Origin of the sequence: Microbulbifer taiwanensis (genome assembly GCF_014904815.1) — a bacterium.
Taxonomy (GTDB): domain Bacteria; phylum Pseudomonadota; class Gammaproteobacteria; order Pseudomonadales; family Cellvibrionaceae; genus Microbulbifer; species Microbulbifer taiwanensis.
In genome coordinates, this window is record NZ_JACZFR010000017.1 from 107,569 (window position 1) to 129,225 (window position 21,657).

The 21,657-nt window shown below is 52.0% G+C and carries 14 protein-coding genes; 1 reads left to right on the forward strand and 13 read right to left on the reverse strand.

The genetic code is table 11. The features are described 5' to 3' along the window. Positions 1-88: 88 nt before the first annotated feature. The 5 genes from IG627_RS06560 to IG627_RS06580 all read right to left on the reverse strand — a co-directional run bounded on the left by IG627_RS06560 (position 89) and on the right by IG627_RS06580 (position 7,823). Positions 89-2,188, reverse strand: coding sequence for a capsular polysaccharide biosynthesis protein (locus IG627_RS06560; RefSeq protein ID WP_319024512.1), 2,100 nt, complete (start codon positions 2,186-2,188; stop codon positions 89-91). Then, on the reverse strand, positions 2,179-3,075 hold the full coding sequence (locus IG627_RS06565; RefSeq protein ID WP_319024513.1) for a glycosyltransferase family protein: 897 nt from the start codon (positions 3,073-3,075) through the stop codon (positions 2,179-2,181). Before IG627_RS06565 ends, IG627_RS06560 begins: the two co-directional genes overlap by 10 nt. Before the next feature lie 83 nt (positions 3,076-3,158). Further along, positions 3,159-4,892, reverse strand: coding sequence for an SLC13 family permease (locus IG627_RS06570; RefSeq protein ID WP_193191349.1), 1,734 nt, complete (start codon positions 4,890-4,892; stop codon positions 3,159-3,161). A gap of 164 nt (positions 4,893-5,056) precedes the next feature. Next, complete coding sequence (locus IG627_RS06575; RefSeq protein WP_193191352.1) at positions 5,057-6,115, reverse strand: GSU2403 family nucleotidyltransferase fold protein; 1,059 nt, start codon at positions 6,113-6,115, stop codon at positions 5,057-5,059. 205 nt (positions 6,116-6,320) lie between these two features. Further along, the gene (locus tag IG627_RS06580) at positions 6,321-7,823 is read right to left on the reverse strand and encodes an MBL fold metallo-hydrolase RNA specificity domain-containing protein (RefSeq protein WP_193191354.1); all 1,503 of its coding nucleotides are present in this window, start codon (positions 7,821-7,823) and stop codon (positions 6,321-6,323) included. Positions 7,824-8,010: 187 nt separating this feature from the next. Between IG627_RS06580 and IG627_RS06585 the strand changes: the two genes are divergently transcribed. Beyond that, entirely contained in the window at positions 8,011-9,342 is a 1,332-nt protein-coding gene (locus IG627_RS06585) for a Fic family protein (protein ID WP_193191356.1), read from the forward strand. 470 nt (positions 9,343-9,812) lie between these two features. On the opposite strand, the gene IG627_RS06590 is transcribed toward IG627_RS06585, so the two are convergent. The 8 genes from IG627_RS06590 to rfbB all read right to left on the reverse strand — a co-directional run bounded on the left by IG627_RS06590 (position 9,813) and on the right by rfbB (position 21,480). Further along, the gene (locus tag IG627_RS06590; RefSeq protein WP_319024514.1) at positions 9,813-11,399 is read right to left on the reverse strand and encodes a glycosyltransferase family 2 protein; all 1,587 of its coding nucleotides are present in this window, start codon (positions 11,397-11,399) and stop codon (positions 9,813-9,815) included. Between the two features lie 757 nt (positions 11,400-12,156). Beyond that, the gene (locus IG627_RS06595; RefSeq protein WP_193191360.1) at positions 12,157-13,164 is read right to left on the reverse strand and encodes a sulfotransferase family 2 domain-containing protein; all 1,008 of its coding nucleotides are present in this window, start codon (positions 13,162-13,164) and stop codon (positions 12,157-12,159) included. Positions 13,165-13,187: 23 nt separating this feature from the next. Then, a complete protein-coding gene (locus IG627_RS06600) occupies positions 13,188-14,336 on the reverse strand; it encodes a glycosyltransferase family 2 protein (protein ID WP_193191362.1) in 1,149 nt (382 codons plus the stop codon). A gap of 137 nt (positions 14,337-14,473) precedes the next feature. Beyond that, positions 14,474-15,640 carry a nucleotide sugar dehydrogenase gene (locus IG627_RS06605; protein ID WP_193191372.1) on the reverse strand — a complete coding sequence of 389 codons (1,167 nt, stop codon included), beginning with the start codon at positions 15,638-15,640 and terminating at the stop codon, positions 14,474-14,476. A 111-nt stretch (positions 15,641-15,751) separates the two neighbouring features. Next, the gene (locus tag IG627_RS06610) at positions 15,752-16,741 is read right to left on the reverse strand and encodes a GT-D fold domain-containing protein (protein WP_193191375.1); all 990 of its coding nucleotides are present in this window, start codon (positions 16,739-16,741) and stop codon (positions 15,752-15,754) included. Between the two features lie 87 nt (positions 16,742-16,828). Beyond that, the gene (locus IG627_RS06615) at positions 16,829-19,492 is read right to left on the reverse strand and encodes a glycosyltransferase family protein (protein ID WP_193191377.1); all 2,664 of its coding nucleotides are present in this window, start codon (positions 19,490-19,492) and stop codon (positions 16,829-16,831) included. Between the two features lie 194 nt (positions 19,493-19,686). Continuing rightward, entirely contained in the window at positions 19,687-20,340 is a 654-nt protein-coding gene (locus IG627_RS06620) for a sulfotransferase domain-containing protein (RefSeq protein ID WP_193191379.1), read from the reverse strand. 75 nt (positions 20,341-20,415) lie between these two features. Next, on the reverse strand, positions 20,416-21,480 hold the full coding sequence (rfbB, locus tag IG627_RS06625) for a dTDP-glucose 4,6-dehydratase (RefSeq protein ID WP_193191382.1): 1,065 nt from the start codon (positions 21,478-21,480) through the stop codon (positions 20,416-20,418). Positions 21,481-21,657 lie beyond the last annotated feature (177 nt).

Below are 21,657 nucleotides of genomic sequence, written 5' to 3' on the forward strand. Positions count from 1 at the left end.
AGGTGCCACTGAACTGGATACCGGCCTGCGCCGGTATGACGAGCGAAACATCGTTGAATTTGAAGCAGAGTATCTCCGGGGAGACCGTCTACCTTTTCATGAAACGGTTGCGGAACAACCGGTAGAGTCTGGTCCCCAACCTGGTCCCCTGCGGCCTGTCGCGCACATCGGCCAGAATCTGCACCGCCGTCTCAGCATTTACATGGTCGCCACTGCGCGGATCTATATAGAGCGGATACAGGATCAAAACCCCGGCCACCAGCTCGTCCAACGCCAGCTGTCGACCCCGCCGCTTCTGGATTCCGGCCTGCGCCGGAATGACCACGTCTTCTCCATCGTCATTCCGGCGCAGGCCGGAATCCAGTGCTACGGGGCCGGCAAGCAACCGATCCTCCGTCAGCCCCCAGCCCGCGTAAAACGGCAGACCATAGATCACCACTTTCACCCCGCGCAACAATGCCTCGAACCCCGCCAGGGAGCTGAGGGTATGCACCTCGTCCACCCGATCCAGCAGTTCGGCGATGGATATATCCGCAACCAGCGCATCGAACAGAAGCTCAGAATCCGCTTCCCCCACGGCGCCGAAACGCCCCCCGCCGACCACATCCGGGTGGGGTTTGTAGACGATAAAGGCGTGGGGGTTGCAGCGCCGCACCTCGCGCAGCAACTCGAGATTGGTCTTGAAGCGCGGCGAGCCGGTCGCGATGGAAGCATCCGTCTCCACCTGCCCGGGCACCAGGATCACTTTCCTGTTTGTGGGCGGATCGAACGGCAGCGGTGTTCCGCAAGCGCCCACATTGTATTTACTCAGCCGCAGCGCCACCAGGCGTTCGCGCAGTCGGCGCGCCCGCCCGAGCAGGGCTTCATCAAACTCGGTTTCGCCGAGAATGGTTTCCAGGTCGCTGGGACGACTGGCGTCGTAGTAGATACCGCGCCTGTCCAGCACCAGCGACAGGGGCATCACCAGATCCATCCCCAGGCCCACCGAGCGCAGAAAGCCGTCCTCCATGCGCCACAGTTCATGACCGCCTTGCCCGCAGGCGCGCGCAAATTCGCTCTTCAGGCCGCTGGCCCAGGTCGCGACCCGGCTGCCCCCTGAGACGCCGTGCAGCCGCTCGGGCTTCTGTGCGACGAAGCGCACCGATGCCGACGGCCCCAAAAAGGCCGGCACAAAACGGCGCTTCCAGGGAGAAAATCCGGCTCCAATCCAATTGCCGCGAAACTGCTCCCGCCGGCGCTTCTGCTCGCCGATCAGGTAGATGGTGTCCTCCAGCGTGCAACGCCGGCCGGTGTAGGGATTGATATAGCGGCAGTAGCGCAGGTAGGCGGCGGCGAAAACCTGCTCCAGGGAGCGATTCTTACCGCGGCGCTCGCAGCTGGCGTAGTCTTCGGTCAGCCCCCAGCCGGCATAGAAAGGCAGGCCGAAGCAGTGCACTTTCTTACCGGCCATCAGCGCCTCGAAGCCCAGCTGGCTGGTCACCACATAGACCTGCTCCACCGCCTCCAGCAGCGCCCAGGGGGAAATGTCCTCGGCGAGAATACGGCAGCCCCGCCGCCTGGCAGCCTCCAGCAGATAGCCGCGCTTCCTGCCCGCGATCACGTCCGGGTGCACCTTGACGCAGACTTCGGCGTCCGGGTGCGCGCGCAGCGCGGACTCCAGCATCTGCTCGAAGCGCTCCGCATCGGCGCAACCGTAGAGCACCGAGGCATCGCCAAAAGTCTGGTCCACCACCAATACCCGCGGCCGCGGGTCCGGCCAGCGGAGCGGCTTGTCCGGCGCATGGTTGTATTTGGAAAGGCGGTGTTTGCGTAGCAGCGCCATGCAACGGCGCGCGCGCTCCAGCTCGGCATCGCCGAAAGGTGCCTCGGCAATCAGGGATTCCAGGTCACAGGGGCGGGTGGCGTCGTAGTAGATACCGGAGTGGTCCACCGCCAGGCTGTGCAACGGAGAACCGCTGACACCCAGGCCCAGGGAGCGCAGGAAACCGTCCTCGATACCGATATACGGCAGGCCGCGCGACGCCGCCAGCCGGCGGGCTCGCTCCGCCGTGGGTTTCAGCCCCCAGCCGGCGATATGGGTAATTTCCCTGGCGGGCGCGCGCAGGAAAAAACGGCACCGAGCCTCCAGCAGCGCATCCAGGTGTCGGATACGGCGGATACCCGGCGCGCAGTAGCCGATCACAGACACGCTCGCGCACCTTCCAGCAGGCGCTCGCGCAGCGGCTCGTCAGCCACCAAACGCAGAATCCCATCCACCCAGGCCTGCCGCTCCATCGGCAACAGCAGGCCGTTCTTTTCGTGTGCGACGATACCGCCGTAAACGGGACCCTCAGCGTAAACCCCCACGGCACCGGCCGCGGTGATATCGAAAAACTTGGTGTGGGAGCGGGCGCGATTGAAACGTGAATCCACCAGCGGGGCCAGCCCGATACTGCGCCCGGGGCGGCTGATCAGTGCCCGATAGCTGGGCCATTTCATCGGGTGCAGCACCTGCACCCGCGGCAGGCCTTTAAATAATTTATTAACGGCACTGTCCCCGATCACCTCGAAGGCCAGCCGTTCATTGCGCTCCAGCACCTCCGCGATTACCGGGCGCAGCCAGCGCAGGTCCCCGCCGTGGGAGGCGGAGCCGTGGTAGAAAAGCGTCAACATCGGCGACGATTCGCGCTCGGCCAGTGGCCGCGGCGGCAATAGTTGCGGCTGCCAGTCGGCATATTTTCGTTGCAGGTAGGGCGTGGAAACCAGCAGCCGCGCGTCGATGGATTGCAGCCATTTGCGGTGCGACCAGCTGAGGCGAAATAATTTCAGCTGATAGCGCAGTGGCATGGCCGCAAAGGCGCGCCAGTCGAAGAGGTCATCGTCCATAAAGAAATAGACTGCGGCCATCCTGTCCCGGCAACTCTCCACCAGGGTCTTCCATTTGGCCGGAATATAGCGCACGAAAATCAGGGTGGCGCCGTCCAACTGTTCCTCAGACGGTATCTGCGAAAAGAAACGGCGCACGGGAGTCGTGTTGCCCTCCCGCAGAAACGGCATAACGAAGTAATCGGTGGAGGGATTTTCGCCCTCTTCCACGACAAAGCACCGTTTACCTGACACCAAAGAAGCTGCCCCCAATTCGCTATTCAATAACCAAGTCCCTTACCTGAGCTCATCGCTCATCCGTAAAACGGAAACACCACCGGCAACAACACCAGCACCGTCACCGAATAGGCAACGGTCAGCGGCAAACCCGCGCGCACAAAGTCCCGCAGGTGATAGCCGCCCAGGTTCTGCACCATCAGGTTGGTCTGGTAGCCGAAGGGGGTCAGGAAGCTGGCGCTGGCACCGTAGGCCACCGCCATCACGAAGGGCATCCAGCTGACGCCGAAGCTCTCCGCCAGGCTCCAGGCCAGCGGGAAAGCCAGGGCGGCGGCGGCGTTATTGGTCATCAGCTCGGTCAGCGCCAGGGTCAGCAGGAAGATACCCACCAGCCCGGCCAGTGGCCCCCAGCCCTGCAACAGGTTGCGCAGCCCGGACGCCAGCGCATCCGCCAGGCCGCTGCCGGCAAAGGCCTCCGCCAGCACCAGGGCGCTGGCGATAATCAGCCAGATCTGGAAGGGGAAGCGTCGCTGCAGTTCGGTGGTGGATAAGATACCCAGGCCGATCATGCCCCCGAGCAGTACCACCAACCCCTTCAGCAACGAAAAATAGCCGAGCGCCGCACCGGCCACAACAGCGGCAAAACCCAGGCCCAGCAACCAGTTGTCCCGCCGGGACAGATCCCGCCGCACCTCGGTGCCGCTGATCACATAGAAATTCTTGTCGATATTCAGGTGGTGCCTGAAGTCGGGCCCCACCGCCAACAGCAGCGCATCCCCGGCGCGCAACTCTATCTCCCCCAGCTTGCCCGACAGCCGCTCACCGCCGCGGCGCATGGCCACCACCGCAGCGTCGAAGCGGGTGCGGAAATTGCAGCCCTTCAGGGACTGGCCGAGGATGCTGGAACTGGGGGTTATCACCACTTCGGTGAGATTCAGGTCCAGCTTCTCGTCCTCCAGCGCAAACAGGCGCAGGCCCTCGATATCCTGCAAACGCCCCAGGTCGCGCACATCGCCACTGAAAATCAGTTTGTCCCCGCAGCGCAACACCTCCGTCGGCGCCACCGGGCTGATCACCTGGCCGCAGCGCACTATCTCGATCAGGTAGAGGGTCTCCAGCCGGCGCAGGCGGTTCTGCTCGACGGTCTTGCCGTCCAGGGGCGAATCGGCCACCACCTCCGCCTCCAGCAGATACTCGGTCACCGGCTCCTCGGATACTGCCCCCTGCGGCAGCAGGCGGTTGCACAGCAGCAGTACCGCCAGCCCCACCAGGGCCGCGGCCAGCCCCACCGGCAGGAAGGCGAAGAACTCCAGGCCGGGCAGGCCCCGGTCCAGCACAAAGCTGTTGACGATCAGGTTGGTGGAAGTGCCGATCAGGGTCAGGGTGCCGCCGAGAATGGCCGCATAGGACAGCGGCAGCAGCAGCTTGGCCGCCGGCAGGCGCCGCTGCCCCTTGACACTGGAGGCCAGCGCGGCCACCACGGCGGTGTTGTTGAGAAAGGCCGAGCTCAGCGCCGTCGCGGCGGTGAGGCGCAGCAGGCTGGCCTTCAGGGAGCCATTGATCAACCCCTCGGAAATCGCCCGCAACCAGCGCGCCTTCTCCAGCCCCAAAGACACCAGTATCAGCGCAACCAAGGTCACCAGGCCCGGGTTGGCCCCCTTCTGCAGTACCGACTCCGCCGGCACCAACCCGGTCAGGAAGCAGGCCCCGGCGGCCGAGGCGAAGACCAGGGATGGGCGGAAACGGGTGAAGATCAGCGAGCCGATGACCAGGGCGAAGATACCGGCAACAAATAATTGGGAAAGAGTCATAGGATCGGGGCGTCGCTCTGGTCACCGAAGCGGGTGTCTGTTTTTTATGCACGCCTATTGGCGAGGGCAAATTATGCCAAATCTGTCGTGAGTATGCCGCCCAACTCTATCGGGCTGCGCCAAATCCCGTGATCAATTTATCCGCCCATCCCGTCAACGCTCGATCAGAAGCCGCGCAGCCAGTTTACAACGTCAGGGAAATCTTTCTGGCACTTCTTCAGCGCCCTTTCGAACTTCTCCGCCCAGCCTTTGCCGCGGGACACCAGGTCGCTCTTGGCCGCTTCGACGCCGTCCGGCGCCTCCTGCAGCAACACCTGCAGCACCTGCCCCGCCTGCATCCGGTCCTTTTCCGCCTTGGCAGCAAAAGCAGAGGCCCGAGACTCGGAAACCAGCAATTTGTGCAGGGCAAAACGCTCCGGTGCCGGCACATTGGCCAAGACCTGTGTGCGCCTCCCCACCAGGGTGACCGCCACCGGGGACTCCAGCAGATAATCGAGAAAGCGCACCGGCTGGGCCAGCGCGTTCAGTGACGGCACAAAAACCGGTTCAGAGGCCGGTTTGCCGCGCAACGGAACCAACAGATCCACCCGAACTTCCTGCCCCCTCACCCGATAGGAGGTGGTAGGTGTTTTGGGGTCAAGAGTCGGCACCGGAATAAAACCCATGCCGAGCTGGTCGAGGATCTCCGGGGTAGGAATGTCCGGTCTGGACACACCGAGCTCGATATCCGCTGTGCCAGCCAGGTCGATGTCCTGTGTCCTTATCTGGCTGGCCCACCGCACTCCCAGAAGGTTGCCCAAGGCGATAAAGGCGTAAGTACCCACCAACTGGGCACAGCCCAGCCCCGGGCGCAGTACACCGCCATCCGCGAGCCCCCGCAACACTCTCATCGGCGTGTGTTCAATAGCAGTTCCGCCGGCGGCAATGAAAGCAGCACGGAGTTCATTCAGGCGAGCCAGGTCACTCTCCCGATCGGCGATCCGCGCTTCGATATCCTTCAACCGCGCCCGGGTGGCCTCATTATCCGGCCCGATATAGGCCTGGCGTGTGCGCCCGTCCAGATCCCTGTACTGGTAATAGAGATAGTCGGCGCCTTTGACCGACTTGCGGGAGATGGTACCGGGTGCCCTGCCCAGATGCTCGGACACTCCCAGGGAAATGGCCAGTTCATTCAGCTCCGAGTAGAGGGTGCGCGCGGTCAGGGACAGGGGGGTCGGCAGCATTGTGACTCCTTGCGGGTTATACGCAATTTAGGCCTTATTTGCGTATAACTCAAGTTTTGCAATCACTACCCGTTTGATACGTCCAAACTACCGGATTCTGCGGCGACAACTGTCCCTGCAGCGGGCAGAGCGGCGGCTCAGTGACATCGAGATCACACACTCCGGCCTTAGTCACCAGCCTGAGCTGGATGCCGACGTGAGGTGTTTACACCGAGTCATGGGCAACAGGCCCCGCCGGAACAACCACTCTCCCGGCCAACCCCTCCGCCTCCATCCGCCGCTGCAAAGCCAGCTTGGCCTGCGCATCGCCGTGCACCACCCGGATTATCTGCGGACGTTTTCTCATCCTGCGGACAAAACCGAGCAGATCATCCCGATCCGCATGGGCCGAATAACCGCTGATGGTCTCCACCCCCGCCCTAATGCGGTAGCGCTCGCCCTCAATATCCACGTAGCCATTTTTCGGGCCATAGGCCTGTATATCCCGCCCCGGCGTACCCCTGGCCTGGTAGCCCACGAAGAGTACGTTGTGGCGCTCCTCCTCGAGCATTGCCTTCAGGTAATTCACAATCCGGCCACCGCTGCACATGCCGCTGGCGGCGATGACGATGGCCGGGCGCTGGCTGTGGGCGAGCTCCGCCAGCACCCGCAGGTGCGCCTCGTGATCGTCTACCGTAATCAACTGCTCGAAACTGAGCGGGTGGCGGCCGCGCCTGAGCAAGCGCCTGGCCTCCGCATCCCAATAGGGCCGCAGGCGGCGGTAGACCTCGGTGAAGCGGCTCGCCAGGGGCGAATCCACGATGACGGGCAGGCCGCGCCAGGGATTGTTCTTTCTGTTGCGATTGGCCTGCCTGTGGATGATGCCCTCCAGCTTATACAGCAATTCCTGGGTGCGGCCAATACTGAACGCCGGAATCAACACGCTGCCGCGATCCTTCAGGGCCCCCTCTATGGCATTTTGCAAAATGCGCACGCGCTCTTTGCGGTTCTGGTGCAGGCGGTCGCCGTAGGTGCTTTCAATGACCAGCTCATCACAGCCCCTGGGCGCTTTGGGCGCGTACAGCAACGGCGTATTCGGCGCCCCCAGATCGCCGGAGAAAATGATGCGGCGCTTCTGCTCTCTCAGCTCGCACTCCACATAGGCGGAGCCGAGAATATGGCCGGCGCGCTGCAGGCGAATATCGAGGCGGCCACCCGCTTGCGCAACCACCGGTTGCCAGCGGTTATAGGCCAAAGGGCGCAGCTGCTTTTTGACATAGCCGAGAAACTTTTCGATTAAGGCCGCATCCCTGCTGATACCAATCTTCAGCGCATCCTCAAGCACCGGCGGCAGCAGCTCGGCGGAGGGCTCGGAGCAATAGATGGGGCCGCGGAAGCCGGCAGCGATCAGGTAGGGAATGCGGCCCACATGGTCTATGTGCATATGGGTAACCACCAGGGCCCGAACACTACTGATATCGAATTCGATGGCCAGACTGTTGTGGCCACGGCCGCCGGGAGAGGTTTCCGCGCCCTGGAACAGACCGCAGTCAATCAGGATGGAATTGTCTCTATCGGCGAACAGCTGGTGACAGGAGCCGGTGACACCATCTACCGCACCGTGGTGGATTATGTGGCCAGGGGGGATTTCTGCAGCCTCGACTGCCTGGGGGCGATTGTGAACCGCAGTGCGGGCTGAGTTGAGAATAGGGGTTTCGGTGTCTGTCATGGTCAATTCCTTTTGATCCTTTGTATCGTCACCCTGCAACGGAAAGCCCGAAGCGCCTTCACTGCCTGTGGCGCCAGCTCGCAACTATCAATGAACTATCAATTATTATCAAATTGATAATAAAGTCCCAAGATGCTACTCTCAATGAATTATCAGTTTCTATCAATTTGATAATTCCACTAAGCAGATGAAAAAACCCGCCAAACCGCCCAGGCTCACGGACCTGCTGCAACACATATCACCTGAGCGACTGTTGGAGCTGGTGTCTTCCCCCCTCCCCCGAACGCCAGGGTATCTACACTGGGACCAGCTACGCCGAAGGCCGGTTCAAGAAGGGCTTAGCCACGAGGAATGGTGGCTCAAACTCAAGTTTGGGCGCCAGCAGATTCAGCGGGAACTACCACTCAAAGACAGCCTCGGAAAGCCGTTCACTTACTGCCTGCCAGACCCCATCCTGGAAAAACTTCCGGCAATTGACGCCCAGGCGCGAGGCCTCATCGGAATCAACGAACAGGTTGTCAACCCCAGCCTGCGGGACCGCTACATCATCAGCTCCTTAATCGAGGAAGCAATTACTTCCAGCCAATTGGAAGGTGCAGCCACAACCCGAAAAGATGCCGTCGACATGCTGCGTTCCGGCCGCGCCCCAAAAGATAAAAGCGAGCAAATGATCCTGAACAACTTCCTCGCCATGAAGGAAATTCTTGCGCTTAAAGATCAGCCAATATCGCCGGAAATAATCTGCACCCTACACCGCATAGTGACCGAGAAAACGCTGGAACAAGAAACCAGCGCCGGCCAAATTCAGCAGCCTGAAGATACTCGTGTAGCTGTATGGGATGAGAGCGACGATCAAATACTACACCGCCCACCTTCAGCAGAAGAGCTGCCTTCAAGAATGCGCGCCATGTGCGATTTCGCCAATGGTGCTCAAGACACGCAACAGTATCTCCACCCCGTTATACGCGCGATCATCCTGCACTTCTGGCTCGCGTATGACCATCCATTCGAAGATGGCAACGGTCGCACAGCCCGGGCGCTTTTTTACTGGACGATGCTGCGCGAGGGATACTGGCTATTCGAATTCATTTCGATATCCAGCCTATTAAAAGAAGCCCCCAGCAAATATGCACGGTCGTTTCTTTATACCGAGTCCGACGACAACGACCTGACTTACTTCATCATATTTCAGTTAGATATCATCCTCAGGGCAATAACGGCACTGGAAAACTATATCGAGAAAAAGACTCAGGAGCAGAGCCAGATCGACATCTACCTGAAAAACTCTCTATTGCTCAATCACCGGCAAAAAGCCCTGCTGGCCAATGCGCTCAAGAAGCCGACTACCGTTTACTCCATAGAGTCACACCAGCGTTCACACAAAATCGCCTATGCAACCAGCCGGGCCGACCTGTTAAAATTGCATGAATTACAGCTTCTTGATCAATTTAAGATAGGGAAAGCACTCCGCTTCAGACCAGCGAAAAACCTGGAACAAAAACTCAAATCTATCGACTGACCGGAGCGGCGGCCAATGGCGACGATGGGCTCACATATTAAGGGGCTCATAATTGTCTCAGCCATTGTCCTGACACCTTTAACAACCAGAGAGTCCCGTATTCGCTGTATACAATCTGCTTTACGGACTGGATCCGGAATCCAGGGCGCCGAGGCACCTTCTCTGGATCACGGATCGAATCCGGGATGACGACTCCAATGGGAGGGTTGGTCAAAACAATTTTAAAAAAACTAATAAAGTCGGATTAGTAACCGGCCATTGCAGGGCGCTATTTAAGGGATAAAACTGTAAACAGTGTCGCTGTTATAGATACAAAGCGCATGGTTTTGTGCAAACTTATGTTGCGGGTTCTGATTCAGATTGCTATAGCTCTTGTTGCCACACCCAAAAAAAGTATCATTTTCACCCTCAAAACCTGAATTCTTGATTCCAAGAAAGCCCATTTAGGATTTCTATCGGGCTCTATCGAATTACGCCAGCGAAAAATCCTCATGCACCAGCGTCAGGTTGGGATTATAAGCCGGATCCGTATCCAGCTGCGCACCCCAACGACTGCGCATATGCTCCGCCTCGCGCTGGGCACGCTTGCGCTTTGCCATCGTATTGTCGGCGCCGCGGGAGACCGACTCGTGGTGGTAGAGTTCCGCATAGGGCGTCCACAGGTTGCGGTAGCCAGCCTCGCGCACCTTCAGGCACAGATCCACATCGTTGAAGGCCACGACCAGGTTTTCCTCGTCCAGGCCGCCCACCTCCTCGAATACCGACTTGCGCAGCAGCAGGCAGGCAGCCGTTACCGCGGAAAGGTTTTGCACCAGGTGCAGGCGCGAGAAATAGCCGTACTCGTTGCGGCTCAAATACTTGTGGGAGTGACCCGCGACACCGCCGATTCCCAGAATCACGCCGCCGTGCTGGATGGTGTCGTTGGGATAATAGAGCTTGGCGCCCACGCAGCCTATTTCGGGCCTTAGCGCCTGCCCCACCATCTCGGTCAGCCAGTCGCCGTTGATCGGCTCTATATCGTTGTTAACCAGCCCGATGATCTCGCCCTTCGCCAGGCCGGCGCCGAAATTGTTGATCGCGGAGTAGTTGAACGGGCGATCCCAGCGGTGCACGGAGACCCGCGCATCTGAGGCACTCACCTCCTCCAGGAAGCGCAGTGTCGCCTCACAGCGAGTCTGGTTGTCCAGGATCAACAGTTCGAAATTCGGGTAGTCGGTTCTGGAGAGAATCGCCTCCACACAGGGCTTGAGAATATCGATTCCATCCCGCGTGGGCACCAGCAGGCTCACCAGCGGCGCGTGCTGCGGAATGACCCAGCGCACCCGGTAGCTGTTCGGTGCCGTACCCGGCTCCGCCGTCGCCTGCAGCCCTTCACTCTCCAGGTAGTCGGCCACGGCTCGCACCCCCGCGGTGGCGGCGTAGTTCTTGGCGCAGCCCTGCTGCGCGGTCGAGCCACTGATGGCGCGCCAGTGGTACAGAACCTCCGGAATATGCACCACATTGCCGGCTTTCAGGTGCGGCATACAGCGCAGCAGCAGATCGTGATCCTGGCTGCCCTCAACCCCGAGGCGGAAGCCACCGACCTGTTTCACCAGAGCCGCCTTCAGTACCGTGAGATGGCAGATATAGTTCTGTGACAGCAGCAGGTCCGGGTTCCAGCCCGGCTTGAAGTGGGGATCAAAACGCTCGCCCTGTTCATCGATCTTGTCTTCGTCGCTGTAGAACAGCTGCGCCTGCGGGTTTTCCGCAATCGCCTCCGCCACCCTCTGTAGCGCATGGGGTGCCAGGGTGTCGTCGTGATCCAGCAGCGCAATATATTCGCCCTTCGCCAGTGCCAGGGCGCTGTTGCTGGCCGCCGTGATATGACCATTTTCTTCCCGAAACACCACCTGAATGCGCTCGTCCTGAGCTCGAAACTCCTGCAGGCACTCGCGCACTCGCGAATCGGTAGAGGCATCATCGCCGATACAAAGCTGCCAGCGTGGATAGGTCTGTGCCAATACCGATTCTATGCAGGCGCGGAGCAGCAATACATCCGTATTGTAGGTTGGCAGCACCAAAGAAATCAGAGGTCCATCACCGTCTCTAAAGGAACATTCAGTGGATCGACAGCTTTCGACCTCGCGAATCCAGCTTTGATAGTCCCGCTCCTGCTTTCGCCGGACAAAAGTCTCACTGTAGTACTCAAGCGCCAGATCGCGCCAGTGCCGGCCCGATTCTTTTGCCATTTCTTTGACATAAGCTTCGACTTTGGATTTTTCCTGGCCTCGAAACTCAAAATGCATATTAATAAGGCGCTGCATCAAGCGGTCGAGAGCGAACCAAGAAGCTAATCGAACAATTCGAAAATGTTCGACCGTCAGTCGCCCCGACGACTCCATCGGATCGAAACGCAACCACTTTACGTTTCTTGGGAAGTAAACGAGACGTTTGTTGATGCGGTTCGACTTTACAGGTAGGAGAATACTCTGATCCTCGCTGAGTCCATCACCCGTATCAAAATACAGACGGGCATCCGCGCAAGACTCAGTGTGGCGCAGCTTGAGCTCCAGCATATACCAACCAGAGCGGAAGCGCTTACTCTTCACCTTGAAGCGGGGATCGGCACCCGACGACTGCCACTCAAAATTGCGCGCGGACTCATCACAGGCGTCAAGGTCTCCCAATGGTACCAGCCTGCTCTTCAAATCCACCCGAAATAACTGCTTAAAATACTTCAGCATGTCGTCATTACTCAAATTCCTTGGTCACGCTTCTGTAGGCCGATCGGCTTCTCGCGACACCCACAATGTCTCACTTTGCTATAAAATATTATCAAGCCGTTTCAAGGAGCTCCCATGGAGAATTTACTAAAGGCTGCCCCGTAGCAGCAACAGTACATTCCAAGCTCACATTCTTTGGGTACCTTTCTGTGTTCACACTAAAACCGACAAACCCGCCACGACCGGCACCCTTTTCTTGAAGATTGGGGCGATAACCTGTTGCTGTTACCTCGCCGACAACTTCACCGCCGACCGACACCTGAACCACAACAGGGTCGTCATCTTCCTCAGCGATCGCCCAGCCATAAAGACCATTTGCATCTTGCCGCGTAACCGCACCTCCAACATACTTCTTCCCGACAGAGGATAGCCTGCAACGCCAATCTAACTGCGAGCAAACTTGTTCGTAGAAACGAATTTCACCAGCATTTAGGCGTGATAATTCAGCCTCTTCATCGGGCTCTAATTCATATGCTTCAGACATGACGCTTCGCCCCAAGTTTTCATTGAGGAACGGAATCTGAAGAGAATACTTACTATTTAATAGGGCAAGCGATTCTTCATAACGCTCAGTAATCCCTACCAGCCCAAAAGCTGGCCATGGAATGTTGGCCATCATCCGTAACTGCCGATTGATGTTGGCCTTCTCACGATAATAACTCTTAAAGGTACCCTCGTACCCGTAATTCCGCACATGATGCTTATATTCGGAAACAATTCTCTGAATAGGATTCCGCACAAAAGTAACCATGCTGCGAACCCCAAAGATGGTGGCGTATCGGGTTGCGTGAAAATGTCCAGTAAGAAACTGATAGCCTTCGGCCTTGAATACCGTCCAGAACTTCCAGTGATCTTTCTCCTGGAATATGTATTTCTTGACAATCTCGCTAGTTTCTACAGACTGGCTACCGTAATCGCGACAAACCCGTTCCTCCCCAAAAAAAGCATCGGCGCCGAATCTAAAACTCGTGCCCGCAGTTTTCGGTATATGCACAAAAGCCAATGGATTCACAAAAACCTCTAGAAAAAACAAATTTGCTGAATAAAATATCAGCGACAAAATCAACCATTAACTAGGGCATCCTACCCTACTCCGATATCCGGACTAATATGCCTTACGCTACATTCTATAGTCGTGCCGTAAATATAACCTTTGACATCATCCATGGAGGTTAACTTGGAATCGTGCCGGTACCTAAAACCACAAACCAATTTTCTCGAACCGCCCTTACGCAATACATCCGGGCGAGGTTGATTTACATCTACCAAGTGTTCGGCACCATTAATCAAAAGCCTGACTTTTAGGTCTCCATCATATTCACTTACCGCCCAACCTGAAATAATACCCCCCCTAATTGCTATGTTAGCGCTCCCAAAGGAAAGATATGGACTCTCTCTAACAAGGAGCTCTTTGAACTCTTCAACACACCTTTTAACACCAGGAACAAATCGCATCAACGAATTATCCAACTCGTCATTCAGGTCATGAGCCCTAAAATAAGCCTGCCCTTTCCTTCTTGTGGCACTACCGGCGCCAGATCCTTTCTTATCTTTATTCAGGATATGTTCCTGCTTGGATTTAACTACATAATGATTAACCCTGACGGCCTCATAAACAACGCCAGCCGTTTTAGGTCCGCAAGGTTCCCCATTTTCAAATACCGCAGGCTTAAGATCGCTCGAATAGTAACGACCTAACTTCAGAACACACTCATGAATATTCATGCGCTCAGTCATATGGGGCTTCAATATTGATTTAATGTGACGATTAAAATTGTGATCTTTGCGAGAACACAAGGTAAATCGCTTGATGACAGGTTCTGCGCCTTTGAAAACCTCCCTTGAAGATCCGAAATTCCGCCAATTGAGTGCAAGAGCTCCAGCATCTTCCATACGGTAGAACTTTTGCAAATTTTCTTTTAACGGCCTATCATTTGTAGTCACAATAAATTCATCGGCATCTATAAAAGCCAACAAATCTACCTCGGCACCATATTCCTGTAGAATTTTATTGTATGCTGGAACCTGTGGACCGGCATCTTCCACCCTAGGGAAGTATACTCTATTTATAATCCCCAGGCTGTCTAACGCCTCCAAAAGCTGTGAAGAACCATCATTACTCACGTTATCAGCAATGAAAAACTTATCTACTCCGATCAACTGATGATAAGCTATCCACTCGAGAATATAGTCAAATTCATTTTTGAAAATGGCTGCTATGCCAAGCTTCATAATAGATACCGCTTCTAAAAATCCTTCAAAGTTGCCACAACAGAAGCTCAAAATATGGAGAGCAACCAAATTATTAGGAATAGACGCAATGCGACTTTGGTTTCAACTTTTTTGACGCAAAAATTGAAGACACAAAATCAATCGGAACCGAACAGGTCACGCGTATATACCTTATCTTCTACATCCGATAATTCTTGAACCATCCGGTTCGAGACAATTACATCGGAGACAGCCTTAAACTCGTCTAAATCTCGAATTACACGAGAATGGAAAAACTCATCATCTCCTAAGACAGGCTCGTATACAACAACTTCTATTCCTTTCGCTTTAATACGTTTCATTACTCCCTGAATTGATGACGCCCGAAAATTATCCGACCCGGACTTCATAATAAGTCGATAAATTCCCACGACCTTTGGATTTCTCTTGACAATTGAATCGGCAATAAAATCCTTTCGAGTAGTGTTTGCTTCGACAATAGCCCTAATTAAATTGTTTGGCACATCACTGTAATTTGCTAAAAGCTGCTTTGTATCTTTTGGAAGGCAATAACCACCATATCCAAATGACGGATTACTATAATGAACACCAATACGTTGATCGAGCCCTACTCCCTCTATAATCTGACGACTATTTAGATCGTGCGTTTCAGCGTAAGTATCTAGCTCATTAAAATATGCCACTCTCATCGCTAAATAAGTGTTGGCAAATAGCTTGATAGCTTCCGCCTCTGTGGCGTCGGTAAAAATAATCGGAATATCTTTTGCTTTCGCATTCTCGCGCAATAGATCAGCAAATTTCTTTGCTCTTTCAGATCTCTCCCCAACAACTATACGTGAAGGATGTAGATTGTCGTAAAGAGCCTTGCCTTCACGCAGAAACTCAGGCGAGAAAATGATATTGCTACAATTTATTTTCTCACTTAATCTCTTAGTAAACCCCACAGGAACAGTGGACTTAATGACCATCACCGCATCAGGATTTATCTCCAGAACATGACTTATAACAGATTCCACCGATGCTGTATTAAAATAATTAGTTTCAGGATCATAATCCGTTGGCGTTGCGATAATGACAAAATCAGCATCCCTGAACGCATATTCTTTATCCAAAGTGGCAGTTAGATTGAGCTCTCCTCTCGACAAAAATTCCTCTATTTCATTATCAGTAAAAGGCGAAATTTTATCATTAATTAAATCCACCCTTTGTCGGTCAATATCAAGGGCTACAACCTGATTACCTTGAGCAAGTAATACAGCATTGGAAAGACCAACATAACCTGTTCCAGCGACAGCTATCTTCATTATAACTCTAATTTAAAATTGATACGAAAACAATTTCATCTAAGGAATATAAAAAACATATGTTATTTACATGCGAGTAGAAAATCTCCACCTTAACAATAAAAATAAGATTTAAAGAACATATGAATCAAAGTTTGCTTTAAGAAGCCATGGTCTAACTCTCTCCCCCATCCACAAGTCGGCAATACTCCCGATATCTATTGCAATTCCTCCAGAATCCTTAATTATTTTGCAGTACACCTTACCCAACAGTCCAGCAGAAACCAAAAAGATCTGTCCAGGATACTTGGCTTTAATCTTCTGCACGTTGTCCGAAAACACCTTCGGATAATGATCAAACTGGCTAGAACTTGTAATATGTACATTGGAAGGCTGCGGAGGGATAGGATAAAAATCAACCTCTGAAATATTAAACCTTCTACACAGCTTCTTCGGAAGATCGCTATAACATCCGATATATCCAACTATTCTTTCAGAATCTAAAATACTCTCGAAATGCTCCAGCAACTCTCTTGCAAACCAGCCGGAAACTAAATACTTATCGTGTAAGCTTATTATTTTTTCAGTTGAAAGCCTAAATAGACTATGAGGAATCGACTTAATTCCCATCATTCCTCTAACATCGACTTCCGATAAGCTGTTTTTGTAACTTGACAAAACTCTACTTCTCTCAGGAAGCCCAATAGCATCCGCGCTACCAACTGAGTCAATAACAAGTTTCCTTATGAACTCCAGATCTTTACGCGCAATACTTTCCCGCCCAAACATCATTACAAAAATTTTGTCTATACAGTAATCATAAAGAGCTTTGTAGCCTTCGTACATTTGGCTAATTAAATTTCCCTCACCATCGTTTAGCCTAATAATACTGAATGGACTTCTATTCTTTTTAGCCTCTAAAATAATTGGTAGAAGCTTTGTACTTGTATCTCTTGGAGAAATAACAGCTCGTGAGCCTCTCAAAATCGTGGCAAACTCTTCTTCACATGAAGATACTGTATAATATCGTTCTCTAAATTTAACAAACTCATCCAGCACTTCTCTACTAGGCGGCATCCATCTTGACTGCTGCTTTTCTAATGCAAAATCTATATCAGCCATAAAATTTCACGAAACCTATAAGCTACTATAAAATTGAATATACATATTGTTTTAGATTATTAATTACTTATGTACACGAAGAATACTTCATGCCTCTGCATTAAGAGCTCTAATCCCCTTAACAAATTGCAAAACATCTTTTCTCAAGCGAGTTTTTCTATTCAATTTAGATAATATACTATTAAAACTAACTTTACCTACCCGATCGATAGATTCCGTATATTCAACAAACTTTTCCACAAATGAATCTCTGGATGCACAAACAGTGATATTCTTCAGTCTAGAATTAATTCCGGGGACTGAAGAAGCGATGCATTTGATGCCCAAAGTTTCATACATCTCAATCTTGAGCGGATTCATATATGAGGAAACGTCATCCTCAACGTGGGGCATAATTGCAAATGCGCATGTTTTTGCAAAATTTATCAAATCATATTCATCTAGCACACCTAAATATCTTATATTTTTTCTTGTGCAGATATCATGTAGCTGATCGTAGGCGCGCTTACAAGAACCTATCATGTATATAGTTACATTTTCTTGGGCGACTTCGGAAAGCTTCCTAACAAGATCCCAGTCGATCCGATCATTCATATTTCCAGAGTAGAAAACCTTAATCTCATCCAAGGGTTTCTGATTTTCCAGTGTGACATCTTCTGGTATGTCATACCAGTTTTGGACCACCGACAACTTCCCCACAGCCCAGGGATCGACGATATGGTTTTCTATAAAGAAGTTTTTATTTACTTCAGAATTAAAATAAATTTTATCTGAACAGGAAAGAATAGACTTATACTGCGCCAAAATGTTCTTCTGGTTAGATTTCGCCCACGAAAGCTGATTGTCAACAACATCCGAAATAATTCGGTATCCTCGCAGACATTTAAGGACATGCATATAAGAGCTAATCAACGGATATATTACGAAAGTTGAATTACTTGCATGCAGCCTATTTTTTAGCAAAAATCCATCCAGTTTTTCCTTTATCGGCTTACTTCCATCGACAGGAATTGTGATATGCTCAACTCCAGCACGGACAAATCCGTTTAGCTTTTGCTCATACCTATCTAAAATCAGATTACTATCTGCAGAGCAAAGGTCCCTCTCTCCCCGATAAGATTTGTATTGATCAGTTGACATCATTTCCAAGATAATGACTCTGTGACTTGGATACTTTCTCTTATAAGTTCTAGCAAGTTGGTCAACCCTTCGGCCATACATGCCAGAATCATGTTGTTTCCAGATCAAGACTAGGCTGGGTACGAGCTCGTCACGTCTAACAACGCCATTATTCTTTAGCGAAGACAGGCACCCTTCAACTGCATCTTTTTTGGCGATATTTTCTAGCTTTTCAAATGCCTTGTAGTTCTCTTCCAAGGAGAACTGACCAAGCTCAATTTCTTCTCGATAACTAATAGCTTGGTTCAATTTTTCTTCAAAATTCTCCTTATTAAAAATAAATACACCAGGAACCCCATCAAGATCCGAGACTGACGCGCCAAAGGGAACCAGCACTGGACGATTAACCGATAGTGCATCACCAATTTTAGAGGAAATCTGAAATTCTGTTATTTCATTCTCATTCTCACCGGGTTCTGGAAAACCCGTTATAACCACGTCCACATCTGACAACTTCGATACCAATGAATCAGCATCTATCGATCCAGTTGTAGTCGCTCCCGCATTTTCTATTTCCTGGCGTAAAGCGTTAGGAATAAAATGCCCACCAACTAAAAGCTCTACATCATACTCCGTAGACTGGCTCAATCTCTTTATAGCTTTTGCCGCACCCACTAGATTTTTGTGCGGCCGCACGGTACCAAAAAATCCAATCGTAATTTTTTCGGGAGGAAACTTTCTGGACCGCACGCTCGAGTGATGCGATTTTCTTGCATGCCTTACCAATTCTCCTCCAAAATGATCCTGAATAGATTTACTGGCTACTGAAATAGCATTAATTTCAGAAAGAATCTTTTCAGCTTCCAGGTTAAAAAGCCGCCCATATGGTTTGAACTTGGCGGCCTCAGAAGCTGAAAGTGCGCGCTCGCTATCATCGATATCAAGTATTATCTTACTTTCAGAGTGCGAAACCATCTTTACAAGTTCAAATGTTGGGTAACGCGGCTTGCAGGCCCATATTGTATTAAAAGCAATATTCAGATCCTTGAATGCACTTGCGTAAGAATCCCGCATTGCCCAAGGAATAGTCACAACGGGGATGCCCGACGTAATCATGGGTTCCCACAGACTTTTATCGCTGAACTGAAAGTTAAACGCTATGATTACGGCTTTTCGGTACGGTGAAATAATATCGTATAAAACCTTCGCCCTGCCTATTGGGTTGTGGGTACCGTCCCAGACCACTATCCCTACAGAGTCCGCATCATGTGCAATATCAGCCGCTGCGGAAAGTGCAGATAATTTTTCTGGAGCTGTGCAGTTTATCGTCATTTCTTTAGAAGTGACTAAATAGCTCCTATCATCCGTAATCGCGTACAGCTTGATCTGTTTGCTACCGCAGAAGTTTGCGTCAATCGAAAAATTGAAGCTCAACGCATACTTCGGGTCGAGGCCTTTTGAGTCTAAATGCGCTATAACATCTTCTCTTGGCGGCAAGACCTTTACCTCAGTAAAAGGCTGTCCCTCGATAGCTAAAACCAGATTTATATTCTCTCTACCGGTATGGCACCATCCGGAAAGCTCTCCTTTTTCAAAGGAGTCTACAACGCCAATAATATTGCTCTTGCTCACTTTCTCTTTACCTCATACTTACCGTGGAACTGGGGCCCTGAGAAGTGAAGCAGTCAACCCCCTCTACTGCACTTAACCCAGTCACACCCATACTTTCAGCAAGTACTTTAGAATCCCATATTTGGCATAGAAGTGTCGGCATCGACTCACGAGATACGCGACCGCTACTTCCGAGACATATATTCATATCGGACTTACTTTAGCCCTTCGTATCTTGAATAGAACCCACTTTCAAAAAAGAAATTGAACTTTTTATAAATTTCCTCTTCAGCCTTCTCCGTCACATACTCAGAAAAATGCGTATGTTCGCTTTTATTCAGATGAGGAATATCCGGCATTGAAAAGCCATACTTCCGACAAAGATCGGCAATATTATCCGAAAGCCCCTCAAAACGAATCAATTCCATCTTCTCTGGTACTTTCCCTTCTATGGTAAACCAGTTCAAAGGGGATGCTACGGACAAAAGCGAACAGTAATCTTCAAAAGAGTTTTCCACTGCTGCTTGAAAATTCTTATTATCTTTATTTTGCTTGAAAGTTTTTCTCATAAAATGATAATTGGAAACCATAAGATCGTATGGATTTCTCATGCAAATAAAAATAGCAGTCAAATCATCGTAGCTGACACCATCACCAGACATGATTCCCAGCGCCTGCCCCATATTTTCATGGCCGCGCCCCAGATTGAGTTCAAGCCCATTTTGATCACAATCTTGCAGTTCATTAAATTGCCCTCTAGAAAGATATCCCTTTATTGGTCTCTCCCAAGAATTGACAAAAACTTTAGTTAGAGATTTTCCAGCTGTTTTTGGATAATGAAGAAAAAGAAAGTTTTTGTTCCACAACATAATTATTACTCAAACAATGGATTAACTGCGTGTAAATTCAATATAGAAGCCGGGTGTAAAAATTAGCCTCTTCAACTACTTTATCAATTCCCCCCACCATGTGTTCTGACTCAAATACCAGTCAATTGTTTTTCTAATTCCAGTATGAAAACTTTCATTCGGGACATAGTTCAACTCTGACCTAGACTTGGAAGGATCAATTGCATAACGCCGATCATGACCAGCTCTATCTTTAACAAATGCTATCAATTTCTCTGCTTCTCCATTGATCACATTTACGGCTGCTGGATACCTGAGCTTTAGATCTGCGTCTTCATTAAATATCTTATTCATTAACTGACAAACGAGTTGTACTATATCTATATTGGCCCACTCGTTGATGCCGCCGATGTTGTAACACTCACCCAGGCGGCCTTTCTTGATTACCAGGTCAATACCGCGCGCGTGGTCCTCCACATAGAGCCAGTCGCGGATCTGCTGTCCATCGCCGTAGATGGGCAGGGGCTTGTCCTGCAGGATATTGGTGATCACCAGCGGGATCAGCTTCTCCGGGAAATGATAGGGCCCGTAGTTGTTGGAGCAGTTGCTGGTGGTGACCTTCAGTCCGTAGGTGTGGTGGTAGGCGCGCACCAGGTGGTCGGACGCGGCCTTGCTGGCCGAGTAGGGGCTGTTCGGGGCGTAGGGGGTGGTCTCGCTGAAGGCGGGATCCTTCGGGCCCAGGGTGCCGTAGACCTCGTCGGTGGAGACGTGGTGGAAGCGGTGGTTTTCTTTGTTCAGGCCTTCGTCCAGCCAGATTTTCTTGGCGGCCTTGAGCAGGCTGTGGGTGCCGATGATGTTGGTTTCTATAAAGGTATCCGGGCCGGTGATGGATCTGTCCACGTGGCTCTCGGCGGCGAAGTGCACCAGGGTGTCTATGCGGTGCTCCTTGAGAAGGGTTTCTACCAGGGTGGTGTCGCAGATGTTGCCGTGGCAGAAGTAGAAATTCTGGTTTTCCGCTACCGGGTCCAGGTTGGCTTTGTTGCCGGCGTAGGTGAGGGCGTCCAGGACGACGACCTTGTCTTGGGGGTAAGTTTTCATCCAGTAGTGGACGAAGTTTGCGCCTATGAAGCCGGCGCCGCCGGTTACCAGTAGATTGCTCATTTTTTACTGCGTTTCTTTTGAATTTGTTAAGTGACTCAGGTTCTTTTTGGGTTCACAGGTCTATTATTGAGGCTGTGAAGTTTTGTTCCGGTTTTTATCGCGGCCATGGGCGGATGGCCGCCCCGCCGCTCCTACACCCTCTCCCCCGGCCCCTCTCCCGCAAGCGGGAGAGGGGGG